This window comes from Pseudomonas sp. s4 (assembly GCF_046764235.1).
Lineage (GTDB): Bacteria > Pseudomonadota > Gammaproteobacteria > Pseudomonadales > Pseudomonadaceae > Aquipseudomonas > Aquipseudomonas asiatica.
This window is the reverse complement of sequence record NZ_CP177209.1, coordinates 2100380-2116006: the sequence shown is the minus strand read 5'-3', so window position 1 is coordinate 2116006 and position 15627 is coordinate 2100380. Positions and strand designations below refer to the sequence as shown.

General features: G+C 60.1%; 31 protein-coding genes and 1 pseudogene. 29 read left to right on the top strand and 3 right to left on the bottom strand.

Translation table 11 applies throughout. From position 1 onward, the window contains the following. Positions 1 to 31 precede the first annotated feature (31 nt). A complete protein-coding gene (locus ACK56M_RS09970; RefSeq protein ID WP_024086961.1) occupies positions 32 to 241 on the bottom strand; it encodes a hypothetical protein in 210 nt (69 codons plus the stop codon). A 90-nt stretch (positions 242 to 331) separates the two neighbouring features. On the opposite strand from ACK56M_RS09970, the gene ACK56M_RS09965 reads away from it, so the two are divergent. Together ACK56M_RS09965 and ACK56M_RS09960 are read left to right on the top strand one after the other, a co-directional pair. Beyond that, complete coding sequence (locus tag ACK56M_RS09965) at positions 332 to 1153, top strand: S24 family peptidase (RefSeq protein ID WP_236166642.1); 822 nt, start codon at positions 332 to 334, stop codon at positions 1151 to 1153. Positions 1154 to 1221: 68 nt separating this feature from the next. Beyond that, positions 1222 to 1599: a hypothetical protein gene (locus tag ACK56M_RS09960; protein ID WP_411959404.1), complete on the top strand. Its 378-nt coding sequence runs from the start codon at positions 1222 to 1224 to the stop codon at positions 1597 to 1599. 50 nt (positions 1600 to 1649) lie between these two features. Here ACK56M_RS09960 and ACK56M_RS09955 read toward each other — a convergent pair whose 3' ends face one another. Next, the gene (locus ACK56M_RS09955) at positions 1650 to 1964 is read right to left on the bottom strand and encodes a DUF1654 domain-containing protein (protein WP_236222296.1); all 315 of its coding nucleotides are present in this window, start codon (positions 1962 to 1964) and stop codon (positions 1650 to 1652) included. A 510-nt stretch (positions 1965 to 2474) separates the two neighbouring features. On the opposite strand from ACK56M_RS09955, the gene ACK56M_RS09950 reads away from it, so the two are divergent. The 18 genes from ACK56M_RS09950 to ACK56M_RS09865 all read left to right on the top strand — a co-directional run bounded on the left by ACK56M_RS09950 (position 2475) and on the right by ACK56M_RS09865 (position 10698). Beyond that, positions 2475 to 2906 carry a hypothetical protein gene (locus ACK56M_RS09950; protein ID WP_411959403.1) on the top strand — a complete coding sequence of 144 codons (432 nt, stop codon included), beginning with the start codon at positions 2475 to 2477 and terminating at the stop codon, positions 2904 to 2906. Next, positions 2894 to 3439 carry a hypothetical protein gene (locus tag ACK56M_RS09945; RefSeq protein WP_411959402.1) on the top strand — a complete coding sequence of 182 codons (546 nt, stop codon included), beginning with the start codon at positions 2894 to 2896 and terminating at the stop codon, positions 3437 to 3439. The genes ACK56M_RS09950 and ACK56M_RS09945 overlap by 13 nt, the downstream gene beginning before the upstream one ends. Before the next feature lie 65 nt (positions 3440 to 3504). Beyond that, positions 3505 to 3777 (top strand): hypothetical protein, encoded by a 273-nt coding sequence (locus ACK56M_RS09940; protein WP_411959401.1) that lies wholly within the window; start codon positions 3505 to 3507, stop codon positions 3775 to 3777. Positions 3778 to 4240: 463 nt separating this feature from the next. Further along, the gene (locus ACK56M_RS09935) at positions 4241 to 4453 is read left to right on the top strand and encodes a hypothetical protein (RefSeq protein ID WP_411959400.1); all 213 of its coding nucleotides are present in this window, start codon (positions 4241 to 4243) and stop codon (positions 4451 to 4453) included. After that, positions 4450 to 4686: a DUF551 domain-containing protein gene (locus tag ACK56M_RS09930; protein WP_411959399.1), complete on the top strand. Its 237-nt coding sequence runs from the start codon at positions 4450 to 4452 to the stop codon at positions 4684 to 4686. The genes ACK56M_RS09935 and ACK56M_RS09930 overlap by 4 nt, the downstream gene beginning before the upstream one ends. 20 nt (positions 4687 to 4706) lie before the next feature. Then, positions 4707 to 5126, top strand: coding sequence for a hypothetical protein (locus ACK56M_RS09925; protein WP_411959398.1), 420 nt, complete (start codon positions 4707 to 4709; stop codon positions 5124 to 5126). After that, a complete protein-coding gene (locus ACK56M_RS09920) occupies positions 5123 to 5326 on the top strand; it encodes a hypothetical protein (RefSeq protein WP_196184252.1) in 204 nt (67 codons plus the stop codon). Before ACK56M_RS09925 ends, ACK56M_RS09920 begins: the two co-directional genes overlap by 4 nt. Then, complete coding sequence (locus ACK56M_RS09915) at positions 5323 to 5850, top strand: hypothetical protein (protein ID WP_411959397.1); 528 nt, start codon at positions 5323 to 5325, stop codon at positions 5848 to 5850. The genes ACK56M_RS09920 and ACK56M_RS09915 overlap by 4 nt, the downstream gene beginning before the upstream one ends. After that, complete coding sequence (locus tag ACK56M_RS09910) at positions 5847 to 6062, top strand: hypothetical protein (RefSeq protein WP_411959396.1); 216 nt, start codon at positions 5847 to 5849, stop codon at positions 6060 to 6062. The genes ACK56M_RS09915 and ACK56M_RS09910 overlap by 4 nt, the downstream gene beginning before the upstream one ends. A 301-nt stretch (positions 6063 to 6363) precedes the next feature. After that, positions 6364 to 6669: a hypothetical protein gene (locus ACK56M_RS09905; RefSeq protein ID WP_028697931.1), complete on the top strand. Its 306-nt coding sequence runs from the start codon at positions 6364 to 6366 to the stop codon at positions 6667 to 6669. 188 nt (positions 6670 to 6857) lie between these two features. Further along, complete coding sequence (locus ACK56M_RS09900; RefSeq protein WP_054572439.1) at positions 6858 to 7292, top strand: hypothetical protein; 435 nt, start codon at positions 6858 to 6860, stop codon at positions 7290 to 7292. A 16-nt stretch (positions 7293 to 7308) separates the two neighbouring features. Continuing rightward, positions 7309 to 8037 (top strand): hypothetical protein, encoded by a 729-nt coding sequence (locus ACK56M_RS09895; protein WP_054572438.1) that lies wholly within the window; start codon positions 7309 to 7311, stop codon positions 8035 to 8037. Continuing rightward, entirely contained in the window at positions 8034 to 8597 is a 564-nt protein-coding gene (locus ACK56M_RS09890; RefSeq protein WP_411959395.1) for a siphovirus Gp157 family protein, read from the top strand. Before ACK56M_RS09895 ends, ACK56M_RS09890 begins: the two co-directional genes overlap by 4 nt. A gap of 7 nt (positions 8598 to 8604) precedes the next feature. Continuing rightward, positions 8605 to 9117 carry a hypothetical protein gene (locus ACK56M_RS09885; RefSeq protein WP_411959394.1) on the top strand — a complete coding sequence of 171 codons (513 nt, stop codon included), beginning with the start codon at positions 8605 to 8607 and terminating at the stop codon, positions 9115 to 9117. Positions 9118 to 9120: 3 nt separating this feature from the next. After that, positions 9121 to 9315, top strand: coding sequence for a hypothetical protein (locus ACK56M_RS09880; RefSeq protein WP_049818798.1), 195 nt, complete (start codon positions 9121 to 9123; stop codon positions 9313 to 9315). 41 nt (positions 9316 to 9356) lie between these two features. Further along, positions 9357 to 9704 carry a hypothetical protein gene (locus tag ACK56M_RS09875; RefSeq protein WP_411959393.1) on the top strand — a complete coding sequence of 116 codons (348 nt, stop codon included), beginning with the start codon at positions 9357 to 9359 and terminating at the stop codon, positions 9702 to 9704. After that, complete coding sequence (locus tag ACK56M_RS09870) at positions 9679 to 10014, top strand: hypothetical protein (RefSeq protein ID WP_411959392.1); 336 nt, start codon at positions 9679 to 9681, stop codon at positions 10012 to 10014. Before ACK56M_RS09875 ends, ACK56M_RS09870 begins: the two co-directional genes overlap by 26 nt. Before the next feature lie 72 nt (positions 10015 to 10086). Further along, positions 10087 to 10698 carry a hypothetical protein gene (locus ACK56M_RS09865; RefSeq protein ID WP_377734933.1) on the top strand — a complete coding sequence of 204 codons (612 nt, stop codon included), beginning with the start codon at positions 10087 to 10089 and terminating at the stop codon, positions 10696 to 10698. Positions 10699 to 10727: 29 nt separating this feature from the next. On the opposite strand, the gene ACK56M_RS09860 is transcribed toward ACK56M_RS09865, so the two are convergent. Continuing rightward, positions 10728 to 10931, bottom strand: coding sequence for a hypothetical protein (locus ACK56M_RS09860; RefSeq protein ID WP_411959391.1), 204 nt, complete (start codon positions 10929 to 10931; stop codon positions 10728 to 10730). A gap of 78 nt (positions 10932 to 11009) precedes the next feature. Here ACK56M_RS09860 and ACK56M_RS09855 point away from each other — a divergent pair. The 9 genes and pseudogenes from ACK56M_RS09855 to ACK56M_RS09815 form a co-directional block, all read left to right on the top strand. Then, positions 11010 to 11459 (top strand): annotated as a pseudogene (locus ACK56M_RS09855) (DNA cytosine methyltransferase); the annotation flags it as partial. A 264-nt stretch (positions 11460 to 11723) separates the two neighbouring features. Continuing rightward, positions 11724 to 12035, top strand: a complete 312-nt coding sequence (locus ACK56M_RS09850; RefSeq protein WP_411959643.1) for a hypothetical protein — start codon at positions 11724 to 11726, stop codon at positions 12033 to 12035. An 18-nt stretch (positions 12036 to 12053) separates the two neighbouring features. Then, on the top strand, positions 12054 to 12887 hold the full coding sequence (locus ACK56M_RS09845) for a hypothetical protein (RefSeq protein WP_411959390.1): 834 nt from the start codon (positions 12054 to 12056) through the stop codon (positions 12885 to 12887). Between the two features lie 83 nt (positions 12888 to 12970). Then, positions 12971 to 13561 (top strand): hypothetical protein, encoded by a 591-nt coding sequence (locus ACK56M_RS09840; RefSeq protein ID WP_411959389.1) that lies wholly within the window; start codon positions 12971 to 12973, stop codon positions 13559 to 13561. After that, on the top strand, positions 13558 to 13809 hold the full coding sequence (locus tag ACK56M_RS09835; RefSeq protein WP_411959388.1) for a hypothetical protein: 252 nt from the start codon (positions 13558 to 13560) through the stop codon (positions 13807 to 13809). Before ACK56M_RS09840 ends, ACK56M_RS09835 begins: the two co-directional genes overlap by 4 nt. Beyond that, positions 13806 to 14384, top strand: coding sequence for a hypothetical protein (locus ACK56M_RS09830; protein WP_371034159.1), 579 nt, complete (start codon positions 13806 to 13808; stop codon positions 14382 to 14384). The genes ACK56M_RS09835 and ACK56M_RS09830 overlap by 4 nt, the downstream gene beginning before the upstream one ends. After that, positions 14381 to 14569 (top strand): hypothetical protein, encoded by a 189-nt coding sequence (locus ACK56M_RS09825; protein ID WP_411959387.1) that lies wholly within the window; start codon positions 14381 to 14383, stop codon positions 14567 to 14569. The genes ACK56M_RS09830 and ACK56M_RS09825 overlap by 4 nt, the downstream gene beginning before the upstream one ends. A 43-nt stretch (positions 14570 to 14612) precedes the next feature. Continuing rightward, positions 14613 to 14831: a hypothetical protein gene (locus ACK56M_RS09820; RefSeq protein WP_016711333.1), complete on the top strand. Its 219-nt coding sequence runs from the start codon at positions 14613 to 14615 to the stop codon at positions 14829 to 14831. Between the two features lie 51 nt (positions 14832 to 14882). Continuing rightward, a complete protein-coding gene (locus ACK56M_RS09815) occupies positions 14883 to 15617 on the top strand; it encodes a metallophosphoesterase (RefSeq protein WP_411959386.1) in 735 nt (244 codons plus the stop codon). Positions 15618 to 15627: the final 10 nt, after the last annotated feature.

Sequence of the window (15627 nt, the reverse complement as noted above, 5' to 3'; positions counted from 1 at the left end):
CTTGGTTGGCTCCTTGCGGCTATGAAATGGGTTAAGCGGCGGATTTCTTGAGCGAGTTGGCCGGGTCGTCCTCGCGTTTCGCGATCAGCGCCCCGCTCGACTCCTTCTCCAAAACGCATTGCATTGGGTAGGAGAACCCGCCTGTCGTACGGCACTGAGAAACGCGGCTGCCGGTAACGCCCAGGGCGTCTCCGATTGCGCGGCCGGTGCCGAAAAATTTCAGGGCTTCGTCGTAGGTCATGGGTGTTTCTCCGATGTCTGCCACCGAGTTTAGAGTTCTAAACAGCACAAGGCAAGTTATCTAAACAATGAAGTGTTTAGAATCCTTAATATGGAATTCAAAGACCGCGTCGTAGCACGCATGAAGGAGCTAAATCTCAGCTCCGCCGACCTCTGCAAACTGACTGGCGTGTCCAAGGGCACCGTGAGCTTCTGGATCAACGGAACGAACGGCGCCAAGGGAAAGAACCTGCTCGCCCTGGCGAAAGCGCTGGAGTGCTCAGCAGAATGGCTGTCGGACGGAACTGGCCAGGCTACTGATCAGCCATCTCCTGTCGGCGCTGCGTCGACTACTGCAGAGCTGGTTGCGCAGATGCTGGCCTCCAAGGCCGGGAAGAACCTCTCCGAAAAGGCGCGCGAGGTGATGATGGCTGCCGCGGCTGAGGCCGACAGCCCGGACCATGGCCAGGAGTACCTGCCTGCTGCCTACTCGAGCCTAAAACCCACCCAGGAAGAGATCCTCATCCCGCAGTACGACGTTCGGGCAGCCATGGGCCACGGTCAGGTGCCGGCCGACTACAACGAGGCCGTTCGTAACCTGGTGGTGCGCGAGGAGATCCTGCGCGAGAAAGGCGTCACCTACACCGCTCCGTCAGCGCTGGCGATGATTACCGGCTGGGGCCAGAGCATGGAAGGTACGATCAACGACAAGGACCTGGTCATTGTCGATCGCGGGATCAACGAGTTCATCGGCGAAGGCATCTACGTGATCACCTGGCACCAGGAGCTGTACATCAAGCGCCTGATGCGCCTCGATGAGGACCACTTCCGCCTGATCTCGGACAACAAGCACTACGAGAACCAGACCGCGCGGATCGATGACGTTACGGTGCACGCGAAGGTTCTGCTGATATGGAACGCCAAGAAGGCGTGACCATCACGTGATAGCCCCTAGCCACAATGCTAGAATTAGGCCCTTCCTGCCTGATATGGAGATCACGATTGGACTTAACCGAAAAGCGGTGCCCCTTTTGCGCCGAGACGATCAAAGCTGAAGCCATTCGCTGCAAGCATTGTCACGCCGACCTGGATAAGGCAATTATTTTGCCGGCCGACTACATTGATAGGCCAAAGGGCATGGGGGTGATCACAAAGATTTTCCTCGCGCTGCTGGCTTTGGTCGTTGCATTCTTGGGGTTTGGCTTTTACGTCGACAGCACGCCAGAGGGCAAAGAGCGATCCAAAGCTAGAGCGGCAATCGAGCTGTGCCGGGATCGCGAAGCCTCGTATGAAGGGCCAGAGGCCGCTCGTGAAATCATTACCGGCGCCTGCAAACTCTTGGAAAAAGATTTCCGTTCAAAGTTTGGTAGTGAGCCGTAGCAGAACTGCTTTTAAGAAGCCCGCCAACCGAGCGGGCTTTTTTGTGGCCATCAGAAAGGGGCCGGCTCCTCGATCGCCACAAACTCATCCTGGTTCTGCGCCTGAGGGTCGTCATCCGAGAATGCCTCCCAGCGCAGCGTGACCGAGGCATCCTCCTCGTTGAATTCCATCTCTATCCCGTCAGTTTCCTTGAGAATCCCCATCACCTCTTCCCACTCCCGGTCACCGTCGGTGTCCAGGCGGTGAATAACGACCCATCGCTGCTGCTGCGCGATCGGGTGGTTGATCATCGATGACACTCGAAGACCCAGTCGCTCCACGCCCGACATAACCGCTCTCTCCTGCTGCTTCTGGGGCTTTGCCATCTGACACTCCAATAACTGTATATTCATACAGGGACGACACAAGATTAGCCGATCTCCTACAGAGCCGGAAGTCTTGACATTACGCGGCCTGTAGGAATTTCCGTTCGTCTCGCCTGTTTAGATTTCTAAAATAATTCTTGACGCGATCCGTTTAGTTTTCTAAATTCACCTCAAGCAGTCACTCACGAGGGACTGCAGAGGCCCTCAAGCCTCACCGCTCTTTAAAAACCAGATGAACGCCGAGCTGGCCGATGCATAGCCAGCGGACGTACCGCGCAACGGTACGCAGCGATTCGACCTCATGTCGGCGCTGGGCACAGGAGACCTCATCGGAGGGCGTAGCTGGAGAGGCTGCGTGGTGGCAAGTAAGCGTTTGGCCTTGGGACCATGATCCCGTGTCGCGCTGAAAGCCACTGACGGGAAAGCGACCGTCGGCCTGTGCAAGAGAAAGAGATTTCCTTGATGCCCTTCTCGCGAGGGGTATCAGGGGAATCAACCACAGGAGTGCTTATGAAAGCCTCAGAAGCAAAATCGGCCAGCTTGTACCTGGTATTCGCGGTTCTAGTTTTGATCGTTCTGTCAGCGGGCATGCTGGCATGGAAGTACCTGACCGCAGAAGTGAGCGGACGGGTTAACGCCGAAGTGCAGATCGAATCTGCGCCAAGCCGAATCGCCAACTACGAAAGCTACTTCGACCAATGCGCCGCGATTCAGGGCTATGAGGCATCACTTGTTGCCCAGAAGGCGGCCTTGTCCGGGTTGACTGGCGATGATGCCAGCCGCGTCAGGACGGTTATCGCAGGAATCACGGCCCAGCGCTCTCGGGCAATCGCCCAATACAACGTGGACGTGCGCAAGGACTACACCAAGGCGCGCTTCCTCGACTCAGGCCTGCCAAAGGCAATCGACGCTAAATCGGAGGTCACTGTATGCGCAAACTGATGATGGTCCCGCTCGGCCTCCTGCTGTGCGGGGCAATGATGGGCAACAAGGGGTGCGAGGCGGCTCCGCCGACCGCTCGTGACAAGAACATGCAGGCCCAGTCGTCGCTGATGGAGCGCGCCACCTCGGCGGTTCCAGTGCCTCAGGTGAACAACTTCCTGTCTCGCGAAGCGGTAGCCAAGCAGGTCCGCCGCCTGGATGAGAAAGGCAAGCTGTTTTACGTCTACATCCTCGGCAACAACGGCCAGCAGATGGGCTACTACGTATCGAACACGCGGCCAGTGCCAACCTGCTCGCTTCTGACCCCGCCTGATGACGTCTGGAAGGACTACAACGGCAATGGCGGGCTCACGTCACAGCGCCTCACTGCCCCAGGCCTGGGTGGCACCTATAGCCCGGGCCCCTGCAGCAGCGTGTTCTTCTTCGATGCGGCCACTGATGCCTACATCGAAATCGCCGGGCTCAACTACTTCGTTTCTGATCAGCCGCTGGCGGTCAAGTCCGACCCGATCAAGATCATCGGCACTCAGTAACCAATGGATTTCACTGGCTGGCCTTGGCGACAGGGCCAGACGGGAAATCAACCGAGGAACCCAGCATGCAGATCAACCAACAGAAAACGGTTCAGGTCGACGTGACCGAGCTTCGCCTTCACATCAAGGTACGCGACGGCTTTGCGGCTGGCCTCCAGGACGCGCAGGGCGACGAGGTGGGCAGCTACGAGGGCTATGTGCCCGACTTCTTCCCGGGCAATCACTATGGCGACTACCTGATCCTGAACATTGACCTGGAGACCGGCCAGATCAAGAACTGGAATAAGCCGGGCGCCGCTGACATCGAGAAGATGCTGGCCCAGGGCGAGGACGACTGAACAACCAGCGCCACGTCAGCCTGACGTTAACTGCCCGATGCCCTGCTCCCCATCGCAGGCTGCATCGGAGTGTGATCTGAATGCGCAGGCTGATGCGCAGCGATGCAGGCTCACAAGCGCGGCGCCGGCGGGCGAAAGCTGACCGGCTCGGTAGAACCTGACACTTCTCACGCACGCCGGAGATCAGCACCGGCCAGATCACACCCCGATGCAGAGAAGCGCCCAGCTCAGGGCGCGGTTACCGAAGCACCTGTGGACGTCCCTTCCCTCGCTCTGAGGGTAAACGAATTGCGCCGCTGGATGGGTCCACGCCAAGCCAGCTGCAGGGGTAGCGCCCGGCATCTGCATCACCCCTTCCCTTCACACGCGACCGCATTGGCGGGTGCCAGGCTGGCTTTTCACGCCCAGTTTGGTCACTGCGCCTGGCATCCGGCCAATGCGGTTGGCTACCGAGGTTCACACGATGAGCAAACCAACTGGCGGCCCGGCTTTTCCGGTGCCTGGCCTGCAGCATGACGACGACTTCAACGGCATGAATCTGCGCGACTACTTCGCTGCCAAGGCGCTGCAAGGCCTGTGCGCAGACCCTAATACTGCGAACGCCAAGCGTGAGGATATTGTCGCCGAGTGCTACGAACTGGCCGACGCCATGCTCGCCGCCCGGGTGAAGCCATGAGCGGCTGGATCAATTGCAGCGACAGGCTGCCAGCAGCTGGTGTCGTAGTGCTTGCGAGTGGGTTCAGGTTCGAATCTTGCGGCGGAGGCCGGTGGGTTGAGCCAGTCATCTACGACGAAGGCTGCTTCCACCCTCTTCGTGACAATGGCGAAGGGGAGTACGAGGCTGATTTCGACGGCGAGATGAACGAAGTCACCCACTGGCAGCCACTCCCGGCGCCACCCACCGAGTAACCCATCACCAGGAGGCGACCATGGGCGCACTTCGAGCAGCACAATGGCAGTACGACAACCAGTTGCCTCCGGCGGTCAGCGAAATCTCGGCCGAGCAAGCGGAGGCACGCTGGATCGACGACGGTGTCGCAGAGCTGATGTCGCGTCGTGACGTAGTGTTCCAGCGCAACTTCCGCCAGCGTGGCGTGACCTACGAGCGCTTCGCTCAGGCGGTGGATGAGTTCGTGATGGGCCAGCTTGGCTTGCCAGAGGTCAGCTGCTCGGTGCTGGGTCGGCTGGTGCTGGCGGCGCGCTGCAAGGTCACCAGCGATGCGGCCGCCGCAGCCGACGAGATCCTGAGCGTTGCCAACCCAGAGGTCCAACTTGAAGAGATTGCCCGGCAGCTGCTCACCCCTTTTGCCAAGGAAGCAGTGCTGGCCCAGGGCGAGGACGCGGAATGAATCCCCACAGCGTGGCGGTTCGCGCCATCGAGGCCGCAATCGAGACGATGCTTCTGCCGGGCTCAGGCCCGGTGGAAGACGCGAAGGCTGAGACGATGGTCGTCGCCTACTTCTCCATCCTCGTCATCGACTCCAACGAGTTCAAACACTACTGCGAGCGCATTCGGCGTATTGCCGTTCGGCGCAAGGAGGCTGCATGAGCGGCATTGACTGGGCAAGCTGCCCTGAAGCGACCCACTTCGACCCGGTGGACCAGAACTTCCTGCGCGAGATTGGCGAGGCGTTGCTTCTGTTCAACATCAAGCGCGGCTGGACCGTGCCTCTTCATACCGTGTACGGCCTGCGCATCGACGACTGTAATCGCCCATTGGTCAAGCGTCCGGAGTGGAATGGCGAAGGTATTCCGCCGGCTGGCACTGTATGCGAGCTGCGCAACGTCGCAGCAGAAACCGAGTGGTCGCAGGCAACTGTCGTATTCGCATCTCGCAATGTGATTGTCTGGGACTGGGCTGGCGAGCCAGCAATCAACGGTCTGTGCGCCTCGTATGCACATGCCGTCGAGGTGCGCCCTGTTCGCACGCCCGAGCAGATTGCGGCGGAAGAGCGCAGCAAAAGCATTGCCGAGATCGTCAAGCTCGTGGGTTGGGAGTATGGCGTGGTCGGTTCAGATGAGGCTGCTGCGCGCATCTACGACGCCGGATACCGCAAGCAGGAGGCATCATGACCACGCCGATCTTCCCGTCGATCATCGACGACCAGGTGGCCGAGGCTGCCCAGGCCGTGCCAGACGATCGAATCCTGCTGGTGTTTAAGGGCCTGACCATGAAGGACGCCATGAATCAGGCGCGCCTGGCTCACATTGAGAACCCGGCAGCCTGGTCGGGACGGGCATATCTCTGCGGCATGTGCACCCTGGCCTACGAGGTGCGGGCATGAAGGTGGTTGGCTGGAAATCAGGAGTTCCTGATAGCGACCGAGTGGTCCAAGCGCTGCGCCAACTCGACAACGGATCACGCGTTCGATGGAGATGTCGATTCCACTCCAATGAAGGTCGATGGGCCACTCATGACGGTATCTTCATCGGTGGCGTATTGGGCTGGAGAGAGCTGAAATGACCCGCTACCAGCGCGCCCGCCTGGTCATCTGGCGCGGCTCCTTCTCTGCCCTCTTCGCCTTCTGCACCGGCTGGCTCCTCCTGAGCGCCCTGGCCGGCAACATCACTTCCTGAGGAAATCAAATGAGCAGCATCACATTCAAGGCGCACGACGTTCAGCTCGAGGCTTTCTGCGGCAACACGATGCTGGTAACGGTTGAGGCCGACTTGACCGCGGTTGTAGAAGACATCCCGGTTGCAGATCGACTGCACGATGTTGATCCGGCCGACATCGTAGAAACAGCCGGACCAGTCAACCTGCTTAATGCCATGGGCGAACAGCATTTCTCTGCATGGGTTGAAGCCAGCGGTGATTTCTACGAAGCCCTGAATGCCATCGGCATAGAACGAATTCAGGAATGGATCAGCGACTACACCAGCGGCGAATGATCCCCTGACCCGAATCACGTAGCCGAGCACGGCGGCCCTTCGGGATAACCGTACCCCTTCGGGAGCGTAAGCGGCGAGAGCGCGCAACCATCCACCGCAGCCAGGGCCTGGAGCGTACCTCCGTGCCTGGGTGACCTGGCATTCCCTATTCCAACTGACAGCGCCGGCCTGGCGCGAGGTGTATCCCAATGTCCGAATTAACCATCAACGTCGACGACTACCTGAGCGAGTCGGATAAGCGTCGGATCGTGACCGATGCCTTCAGCGCCGCTGCAGCCGCCCATGCTCAGAAAGACTTCGAGCGCATCATCAGCAACTCCGCCTACTACTTGGTTGGCGAGATCGTCGACCAGCACTTCGACGGCAGCATGGTGGCCACCCTGAAAGACAAGGCCATCAGCGTCATCAACAACCTGTCATCGACGACGGTATTCAGTCCGCCGAACGCCTGGGATCGCGAGGCCAGCAAAGGCTGGCAGCAGATGCAGCAGGCGATTGAAGACCTCAAGCCAATGATCCACCAGCGCGTCAGCGACATCATCGCCGACTACGACCATAGCGCCCTGCGCGACCTGATCGAAACTCAGGTCGGCGAGGCCATTATCAAGAAGCTGACGGCATAAGCTGCTGGAGCCTGAAATGACCAACAACATGAGCATCTGGGAGAAGGTCCAGACGACCGACACCCGATTCACCAAGGACGCCAAGGTCGGTGGCCAGCAGATCACCAGCCTGAACGGCACCGCCATGATCATGAAGGCCACCGAGGTATTCGGGCCGGCCGGCATCGGCTTTGGGTGGAATGTCGTTGAGGAGCGCTTCGACAAAGGCGCCGAGATGTTCAGCGGCGAAGGCGACAAGCGCGTCAGCCTGGGCTTCGAGCTCAACCACACAATCAAGATCACCTTCTGGTTCATGCTCGACGGCCAGCGCGGCGAGATCGAGCAGTACGGTTGCACCCAGTACCTCTACAAGTCGAAGTACGGAACCACCACTGATGGCGAGGCGCCGAAGAAATCGCTGACCGACGCCATCAAGAAGGCTCTCTCCATGCTGGGCTTCAGCGCCGATGTGTTCCTGGGCATGTTCGACGATGTGAACTACGTGCAGCAGTTGCAGGCCGAGCAGGCCATCGAGCAGGCCGAGGACAGGCAGGCCGAGATCGAGCGCCAACAGCAAGAGCGCCTGGACTTCATCAAGGACACGATCGAGACCATGCAGAAGGCGGTTACGCCGCATGAGCGCAAGAAAATCCATGACCACGCAGTGCGCAAGCTCATTGGTCGCAAAGATGAGAAAGGAGCTGCGCGAATCTCGCTAGAACTGAAGAACCTTGAGGCCGGGAAACCACAGGAGGCTGCAGCATGACCCAGCTCTACGCACTCACCGGCCAGATGGCCGAACTGGCCGCCATGTGTGACACCGACGATGAAGGCCTCAAGCAGGCCATTCAGGACACCATGGCCGGCATCCAGGGCGAGTTCGAGGTGAAGGCCGACAACATCGTCATGCTGCGCCGGAACATCGAGGGCGACATTGGCGCGATCGACGCCGAGATCAACCGCCTGAGCGAGCTCAAGCGCATCAAGGCCAACAGCGTGACAGCCATCACCGACTACCTGCGCCGGAACATGGATGCCGCAAACATCAAGTCGATCAAGCGCCCGCTGTTCACCATCAGCCTGGTAGCCGGAAAGGAAAAGGTGATCGTCGATAACGAGCAGGCGGTACCCGATGAGCTGACGTCGGTGGTGACCAAAATCGCACCGGACAAGAACGCCATCGCCGCCAAGCTCAAGGCCGACCGCGAGCACAACGAAGCTGTCCGCAAGCGCATGGCCGCAGGCGAAGACTGCGAGCACGAACTCATCCCCGAGCCAGGCTGGGCGCATCTTGAGCGCGGCGAGAGCTCGATCCGCATCAAGTGAGGCGCCCATGGACCAATCAATCGACCTGGAGGCAGCGAAGGCTGCCTTCTTCGCATCTGGCGGCCAGCTGGTCGTGCTTGAGGGCTTCGAATACGTGCCTTTTCGGCAGCGCAAGCACCCCGAACCAAAGCCAAAGCGGGCCAAGCCAATCAAGCAGGAGCGCGGCGGCGAGCGCAAAAGCCGCGCCAAGGCCCGCACAGCCAAGATCGAAGAGCTCGCCAAGACCATGACCTGTGGTGAGGTCGCAAAGCTCCTGGGCGAAACCAAGACCGCTCTATGGGGCGTAGCGGCGCGGGGAGGATTCAGGTTCTTCAGCCCGCCCAAACCGTCCAGACCGGCGAAGGTAAATGCCGAACCGAGCCAGGAGGATCGCGACTTGGCCGACAAGATCATTGCCATGCGTGATGCTGGCAAGTCCAGATGCCGGACCACGTCTGAGCTGGGTATCGGCAACTGTCGGCTTGTGCGGATCCTCGATGAGTTCGGCATTGATTTTCCAGTTCAGCGGCGCCAGGGGTAGGCCATGAACGAGCACGGCGAGCACCCCAGCGTCTACTACCTTGGCCGGGAATGCCGCCGAAACGGTGGCGGCAAGATGGCCAACCCATTCGCCTATCACACGTTCCATGGGGCCTGGTTCTTGGCCGGCTGGAACGACATGGATCTTGAGATTGAGCAGAAAAATCCGAAGCGCGCTGCAAAGAACAAGGCGGCGTGAGCATTTCCACCTTCCACCAAGTGGCCTGCAGGAGGTCGAGCATGGCATCCCTTTTCGACGCATCGATTCGCAAGCCGGTCCGAAAGCTGTACATCACCCGCAGCGGCGGCCAGTACCGGCCTGATGATGTGGCCCTGGCATTCGCGCTGAGCCTGCGCATGCACGACAGCGCGGATCACCTGCGCAGGTTGGCCCGCCGCTTGGTCGACAAGGTCTGCCTGGAGCACCAGCCGAACATGAAGCGCCTGGCCCGCGAGCCGGACGACGCCATGGTGTTCGACACCGCGCTCAAGATCATCAACCGGGTGTGCGACCTGCTCGACATAGGGCCGGGCACCCGCTTTGTGCGTAATGGAGAAGATGATGGCTCTGACGCAGCAGCAGCGTAATGAAAACGCTGAGAGGAAACGCATCAAGTTCGACGAGAAGGCGCTGAGGCATCGGGTTAGGCCCGGCATCCATCAGGCGATGGAGCGTATCTGCAAGCGCGCCGATGACATGCCGATCAATGAGGTGCTTCAGATGGCGATCCTGAAGATGGACGCCATGAGCGATGATGAGCTGGCCAAATTCCTGATTGTGCGCCACGAAATCTTACTTAGCGAAAACGTGGTGCAGGCATTCAACGATGCCAGCGTGCGGAAGATCATTTCAGATCCAGATCAGGACGCCGACGACGAAATCGATCGTCCTTCATAATACCCCATCCAAAACCAAATTGCCACCATGCCGCATCCGGCCACGGAGGGCGGCGCATGCATGGAGAAAGCCATGACCCAGTTCTACCTGCAGGATAGTCGTACCGATGTTGGTGATGGCCTGATGTTCTGGGCCCTGGGCGGCGGATACACCACCAGCCTCGACAAGGCCGAACTGTTCACCCAAGAGCAGGCCTGTAGCCACCGCGACACCGACATTCCATGGCCGAAGGACTACGTTGATGCCCGCGCGCATCTTGGCGTCGATCATCAGTACATCAGCCTGGACGAAGCTCGCGACCAACTGAACCCGGGATGCACCGTTGTCCTGCAGATCCCAGGCCACTGGAACGGCAATGACATCGCCTTGGCACACTGGCCTATTGGCCATACCTACCGATTCGAGAAGGCCCACCGCCTGACTCTTGAGGCTGCTCAGGCGATCGGCAACACACCAGATGAGGCAGTGATCTGGCCGGTGGCTTACCTCGAAGCCAAGGCCCGGCGCCTGGTGCACAAGCGGGACGTTGATATCAAAGAGGCCCTGATGGGCACCGGCATTGTGCTGCCCAAGGCAAAGCGACGGCAGTCAGCAAGCATTCAGAACTGCGGCGGCTGTGGCCGATTCGTGCCTTCGCCCAGCTACGAAGATTGCCGCCACTGCGATCACGATAACCGCCCGTAACACCAAGCGCTGCCCGCCAGCGCCTTCCCCTATTCAACGATAACGCCGACCCGGCGAGGATCGTCATCGCCGATGCCAGATCCTGCCCTGTAGCGAGCCAAAGCGATGATCTGTCGGAGCCCGATGGCCAGTTCTTTCTGTAGGTGATCGTTCGGAAGCCCAATCTTTTCCAGCATCACCTCAGCCTCTTCTGCGATCAACGCAAGAGCGTCGGTATCACTTTTCAGTGCCATGGCGACCTCCGTTATGTCGTGTCGGAGAGCAGTGATAACCCACTTATCCAATCTGCGCCAATCATAAAAGGGAGTCGCATGACTGCGTATTACAACGAAATCGACCCATACGCCGCGCAGTGGCTCCGCAATCTGATTGCCGCAGGCCACATCGCGCCAGGCGACGTTGACGAACGATCGATCGAGGATGTTCATCCTGATGACCTCAAGCCATATACCCAATGCCATTTCTTCGCCGGCGTCGGCGTTTGGTCCTACGCCCTTCGCCGCGCCGACTGGCCCGATGATCGACCTGTTTGGACTGGTTCCTGTCCGTGCCAACCTTTCAGCGCGGCAGGCGCGGGAGCTGGGTTTGATGACGAGCGGCACCTCTGGCCGCACTTCCATTGGCTCATCAGCGAGCGCCAGCCTGCAGTCGTCTTTGGAGAGCAGGTTGCAAGCAAGGACGCAGAGCCTTGGCTCGACCTTGTACAAGTTGACCTGGAAGCCATGGATTATGCCTTCGGGGCTATCGCGTTCCCGTCTGCGGGCGTCGGTGCGCCGCATATCCGAGACCGCACGTACTGGGTGGCCAACTCCAACGGCCGCATTGGCCGACAAGGGCGTGCGCACCTTCGAAGGCGGCCTGCTGGAAGCCATGCGCAATCATGGGCCAGATCTAGCAGCGGCAGCGTGCTTGTCGGGATGGACGACGCCGACCACGCGCGACTGGAAGGACACCCCGGGCATGGTGGCTCAGCGGGACGGCAAGGACCGCAACGATCAGCTTCCGAGGCAGGCGTATCTGGCGGGATGGCCAACGCCGACAGCCCAGAACGCCAAACACGCGACTTTCTCTCCGGCAGCGCAAGCGAAGGCAGCCAAGGGGGAATGGACACTCTGCTCAATGGCTGCAATAGCGGATGGCCCGGCCCGGTTAACGGCCTGTGGGCAGATGCTGACTGGCTCTTCTGCCGGGATGGAAAGTGGCGGCCAGTTGAACCCGGCACATTCCCGCTGGCTCATGGGGCTACCGCCCGAGTGGGACGCCTGCGCGCCTACGGAAACGCCATCAATGCTGAAGCGGCAACGCACTTCATAGCCGCCTATCTCGAAACCCTATAACCCCGGCGAGGTATCCCCATGCCCACAGAAAACCGATCCAGCAACACAGAGATGGTCAGCGTGCCGCCATACATTGGCCGTGAGCCGCTGGTTGGACTTTACTACCCCGCCCAATGCCGCAGCTGCGGTTGGGTTGGCAGCTCCGAAGAGTTGACCGAAGACGATGCGCAGTGCACCCGCGACATTGGCGACCGCCTGTGCCTAGGCGACTGTGACGAGCTCGGACGGGATGACCTGCTCAGCATCATTCAGGCTATGGCCCAGCCAGCACCACAGCCCCACCCCGAGCCAATAGCCTGGATGGTTGGTACTGCCATCTGGTGGACCAAAGAAGAGGCACAGAGGGATGCGGCGGATACTGGGCTGCCGATTGTTGGCCTGGGGCCGATGACCGATACCGCCGAGGTTGAGCGGCTGGAATCTCGAATCAAAACACAGCGGGAGAGCATTCGCAGCCATGTGCAAGAGGTTGACCGCCTTCGAGTGCTAGAGATCAAGTATGGGCTGAAGATCGAAGAGCGAAACGACCTTCTACGCAAATGCCTGGAGTGGATTACATCTGCACGTGACGGTGTTCTTTACCCAATCGCGCGCGACTTCGAAGGCGTGGTCGGGCGCAATGCAGAAGGGCTTGGCCAGGCAACCCCAGCCTTGATTGATGCGATAGACGACGCCCTATCCGCCAGCGCAGCGCCGAGCGCGCCGGTTGAGCTCGATGAGCGGGCGGCGTTTGAGAAGGGCTATCACAAGGATGCCCTGCACCGCGATGGCGACGAATATTCACGCATGGCTGTACAGATGGCATGGGAAGGCTGGCAAGCCCGCGCCGCCCTGGAGCGCAAGCCCTCCTGACCACTGGAGTACATCCGTACTCCTTTCGCTGTAACCCCTCTCCCCTCTATTCACTGCCGCGATATGGCGGCCAAGGAATCCCCGTGCGCCAAGAAAAAGTCGTGATGTACGAATCCCCCGAAGCCGCCAGCCTGCAGACCGTTACCGGTTGGGTCGATCCTTCCGGCCGGTTCTGGGGCAAGGATGAACACATGGCCCGCTATTGCGGGTCGACCCACCGCCACTGCGCGAAGAATCCGGAGCACCCCATCCATGCCACAAACGGGTGGTGCGCGGTCTGTCACGCAGAGAGCCGGGCGGCCAAGTTCGCATCCATGCCGAAGCGCGTATGGGCCGGCGAGGTGATCACCGAATACGACGGTGACCAGTACTTCTTCGACGAGGAAGAGCTGCGCGACTACCTGATCGAGCATGAGATCGATCTGACCGACCTGAAACTGGTCTTCTGCACGCCGAACTACCCCAGCGAGATTGATCCAGGCGACCACTTCTGTGATGACCTGCCGGAAGATGGCGAGATCAACGACGACCAGTTGCTTGCAGCGTTCGAACTGCTCAATGAGATGATCCGCAAGAGCCCGCCATTGTCCTGGTCGCCCGGTCATGAGGCTGTCGAGTTGCCTAAGGCATTCATCGATATGGTTGCCCATGAACGCTTGGAGGCTCAGGAATGACCCGCCTCGCCCTCTGCCTCCTCCTGCTGGCCACCGGCGCCAGCGCAACCGAGAACGTCATCGACATCGAGCACGACAGCCAGCGCGGCGTCACCTGCTACCTGCTCAATGGGGTCGGAATCAGCTGCATCCCCGACAGCCAGTTGCAGGCGGGCAGCCAGCGCCAGCTCTCCCCGCACGAAACCCAACCCGAACCTACACCCGCTCTGGCGCCTGGGCGCTGGATTGATGAGAGGTATCAGCTGTGAGCAAGATCGATTGGAGCAAGGCGCCCGAGTGGGCAGACGGGCACGGCCTGGTCGCCCACCACGGCATCACCGAAGTGTGGATCAACATGGACCAGTACGCAGTGGTCGGCGCCGAGGATCGCGCTTATCCCTATGGCGGGGGCACCGGCGATAACCGGCACAACTTCACGCGTGGCCAGGTGCAGTACATCACGCCACGACCGGCGCGCTGGGATGGTGAAGGCCTACCTGCAGTTGGTACAAAGTGCGAGTTTAAGGCCAACGTTCTCGGCTGGGTCGAGGCGACCATTACCGCGGTTACTGACCTGGGCATCGTATTTACCCGCCCCTCGTATCAGAACGGCCGCCCTCTTGTTGAGGAGCGACTGCCACACAAGGCCATCGAACGATTCCGCCCAATCAGAACGCCAGAGCAAATCGCTGCTGATGAACGCCTGCACAAGGTCCGCAATGCTCACACGGCCATAGCAAGAACGCTTGAGTCTTTCCGAGGCGATATCCCCGCTGAGTCCATTTCCCGGCAGGTGATTGAGGCGATGATCGACGCAGGATACAGCAAGCAGGTGGCGCCATGATCGAGCAATTCGCACTTCACGAACTAGAAGCCGCCCTCAAAGGCCGCGCCATTCCCTGCGACCTGCGCTGCGGCGAATCCATCGCCCACTACCTGCACCGCGAGATACAGCGCTTGGCCACAGAGCGGGACAATCTTCGCGAAGACCGTGACAGCCTGCTCGAAGCCGGAGGACACCTTCTATGATCGCCCTCGCCTTTGTGGCCTTCCACCTCTACAGGTGGCCGCGATGACCTGCCTCCGCATCGAGCATGGCTTTGTCTGCCTGTCGCCTTTCTACCGCCTGCCGCTTGCGGACGGCACCCGGGTGTTCATGGCCTGGCACAACTACCTCGGCCCCACCTTCTTCCGCGACCGCAATGAGCAACGCGAGATCGAGACCTGGTACGAAAACCCGCTGATCTGCGACGCGCTCGACTGGTTCTGCAAGCGCGGTCACCGCGCATAACCCCTCCCCCAACTACTAAAGCCCGCCGACATGCGCGGGCAAGGATACTGCATGCTCGAAACCATCGAGGTGGTGCGCATCAAGCGTTTCGCCACAAACACGGCTGGCCGCGATTTCGCGGTCGGCGACATCCATGGGCACTTCACCCGGCTGCAATCTGCCCTGGACGCGGCCAGATTCGATCCGGCGGTTGACCGGCTGTTTAGCGTTGGTGACCTTGTAGACCGTGGCCCAGAAAGCCTGGCCGCCATGGAATGGCTTGACCGGTCGTGGTTTCACGCAATTCGCGGCAACCATGAGGAAATGACCGTATCGGCCTTCCGCGAAGGAAACACCGACCTGCACTTCTGCAACGGTGGCGCTTGGTTCTACGCGCTATCGCAGGATGAGCGGGCCGATGTCGTTGTGGCGCTTGAAGCCCTTCCGCTGGCCATCGAGGTTGAAACCGCGCACGGGATTGTCGGAATCGTTCACGCAGACGTTCCGTACGGTCGCTGGCCTGATTTCAAGCTGAGCATTGAGACTGGCTCGCCTGCCGAAACAGAGCATGCACAGGCTGTCGCCCAGTGGTCGCGCAGCAGGATCAACTCAGGCGAGACCGATCCCGTGACAGGAATCAGCGCCGTAGTGGTCGGGCACACCCCGCTACGCCAGCCCGCCTTACTCGGCAACGTCTACCACATCGACACTGCCGGCTGGATGGATGGCCATTTCACTCTTATTGATCTGGCCACCCTCCAATGCACACCACCTATTAACCCGAAGATCACTCACGACTGGGACTGAGCCAGGAGAC

What these genes read in the sequence shown, in the direction of transcription:
- ACK56M_RS09835 (WP_411959388.1), top strand. Translation starts at nt 13,558, where the DNA reads ATGACCCGCCTCGCCCTCTGCCTCCTCCTGCTGGCCACCGGCGCCAGC.
- ACK56M_RS09950 (WP_411959403.1), top strand. Translation starts at nt 2,475, where the DNA reads ATGAAAGCCTCAGAAGCAAAATCGGCCAGCTTGTACCTGGTATTCGCG.
- ACK56M_RS09815 (WP_411959386.1), top strand. Translation starts at nt 14,883, where the DNA reads ATGCTCGAAACCATCGAGGTGGTGCGCATCAAGCGTTTCGCCACAAAC.
- ACK56M_RS09900 (WP_054572439.1), top strand. Translation starts at nt 6,858, where the DNA reads ATGTCCGAATTAACCATCAACGTCGACGACTACCTGAGCGAGTCGGAT.
- ACK56M_RS09825 (WP_411959387.1), top strand. Translation starts at nt 14,381, where the DNA reads ATGATCGAGCAATTCGCACTTCACGAACTAGAAGCCGCCCTCAAAGGC.
- ACK56M_RS09820 (WP_016711333.1), top strand. Translation starts at nt 14,613, where the DNA reads ATGACCTGCCTCCGCATCGAGCATGGCTTTGTCTGCCTGTCGCCTTTC.
- ACK56M_RS09935 (WP_411959400.1), top strand. Translation starts at nt 4,241, where the DNA reads ATGAGCAAACCAACTGGCGGCCCGGCTTTTCCGGTGCCTGGCCTGCAG.
- ACK56M_RS09915 (WP_411959397.1), top strand. Translation starts at nt 5,323, where the DNA reads ATGAGCGGCATTGACTGGGCAAGCTGCCCTGAAGCGACCCACTTCGAC.
- ACK56M_RS09965 (WP_236166642.1), top strand. Translation starts at nt 332, where the DNA reads ATGGAATTCAAAGACCGCGTCGTAGCACGCATGAAGGAGCTAAATCTC.
- ACK56M_RS09870 (WP_411959392.1), top strand. Translation starts at nt 9,679, where the DNA reads ATGGCTCTGACGCAGCAGCAGCGTAATGAAAACGCTGAGAGGAAACGC.
- ACK56M_RS09860 (WP_411959391.1), bottom strand. Translation starts at nt 10,931, where the DNA reads ATGGCACTGAAAAGTGATACCGACGCTCTTGCGTTGATCGCAGAAGAG.
- ACK56M_RS09910 (WP_411959396.1), top strand. Translation starts at nt 5,847, where the DNA reads ATGACCACGCCGATCTTCCCGTCGATCATCGACGACCAGGTGGCCGAG.
- ACK56M_RS09970 (WP_024086961.1), bottom strand. Translation starts at nt 241, where the DNA reads ATGACCTACGACGAAGCCCTGAAATTTTTCGGCACCGGCCGCGCAATC.
- ACK56M_RS09865 (WP_377734933.1), top strand. Translation starts at nt 10,087, where the DNA reads ATGACCCAGTTCTACCTGCAGGATAGTCGTACCGATGTTGGTGATGGC.
- ACK56M_RS09895 (WP_054572438.1), top strand. Translation starts at nt 7,309, where the DNA reads ATGACCAACAACATGAGCATCTGGGAGAAGGTCCAGACGACCGACACC.
- ACK56M_RS09955 (WP_236222296.1), bottom strand. Translation starts at nt 1,964, where the DNA reads ATGGCAAAGCCCCAGAAGCAGCAGGAGAGAGCGGTTATGTCGGGCGTG.
- ACK56M_RS09920 (WP_196184252.1), top strand. Translation starts at nt 5,123, where the DNA reads ATGAATCCCCACAGCGTGGCGGTTCGCGCCATCGAGGCCGCAATCGAG.
- ACK56M_RS09905 (WP_028697931.1), top strand. Translation starts at nt 6,364, where the DNA reads ATGAGCAGCATCACATTCAAGGCGCACGACGTTCAGCTCGAGGCTTTC.
- ACK56M_RS09885 (WP_411959394.1), top strand. Translation starts at nt 8,605, where the DNA reads ATGGACCAATCAATCGACCTGGAGGCAGCGAAGGCTGCCTTCTTCGCA.
- ACK56M_RS09890 (WP_411959395.1), top strand. Translation starts at nt 8,034, where the DNA reads ATGACCCAGCTCTACGCACTCACCGGCCAGATGGCCGAACTGGCCGCC.
- ACK56M_RS09930 (WP_411959399.1), top strand. Translation starts at nt 4,450, where the DNA reads ATGAGCGGCTGGATCAATTGCAGCGACAGGCTGCCAGCAGCTGGTGTC.
- ACK56M_RS09945 (WP_411959402.1), top strand. Translation starts at nt 2,894, where the DNA reads ATGCGCAAACTGATGATGGTCCCGCTCGGCCTCCTGCTGTGCGGGGCA.
- ACK56M_RS09850 (WP_411959643.1), top strand. Translation starts at nt 11,724, where the DNA reads ATGGCCAACGCCGACAGCCCAGAACGCCAAACACGCGACTTTCTCTCC.
- ACK56M_RS09875 (WP_411959393.1), top strand. Translation starts at nt 9,357, where the DNA reads ATGGCATCCCTTTTCGACGCATCGATTCGCAAGCCGGTCCGAAAGCTG.
- ACK56M_RS09940 (WP_411959401.1), top strand. Translation starts at nt 3,505, where the DNA reads ATGCAGATCAACCAACAGAAAACGGTTCAGGTCGACGTGACCGAGCTT.
- ACK56M_RS09845 (WP_411959390.1), top strand. Translation starts at nt 12,054, where the DNA reads ATGCCCACAGAAAACCGATCCAGCAACACAGAGATGGTCAGCGTGCCG.
- ACK56M_RS09925 (WP_411959398.1), top strand. Translation starts at nt 4,707, where the DNA reads ATGGGCGCACTTCGAGCAGCACAATGGCAGTACGACAACCAGTTGCCT.
- ACK56M_RS09880 (WP_049818798.1), top strand. Translation starts at nt 9,121, where the DNA reads ATGAACGAGCACGGCGAGCACCCCAGCGTCTACTACCTTGGCCGGGAA.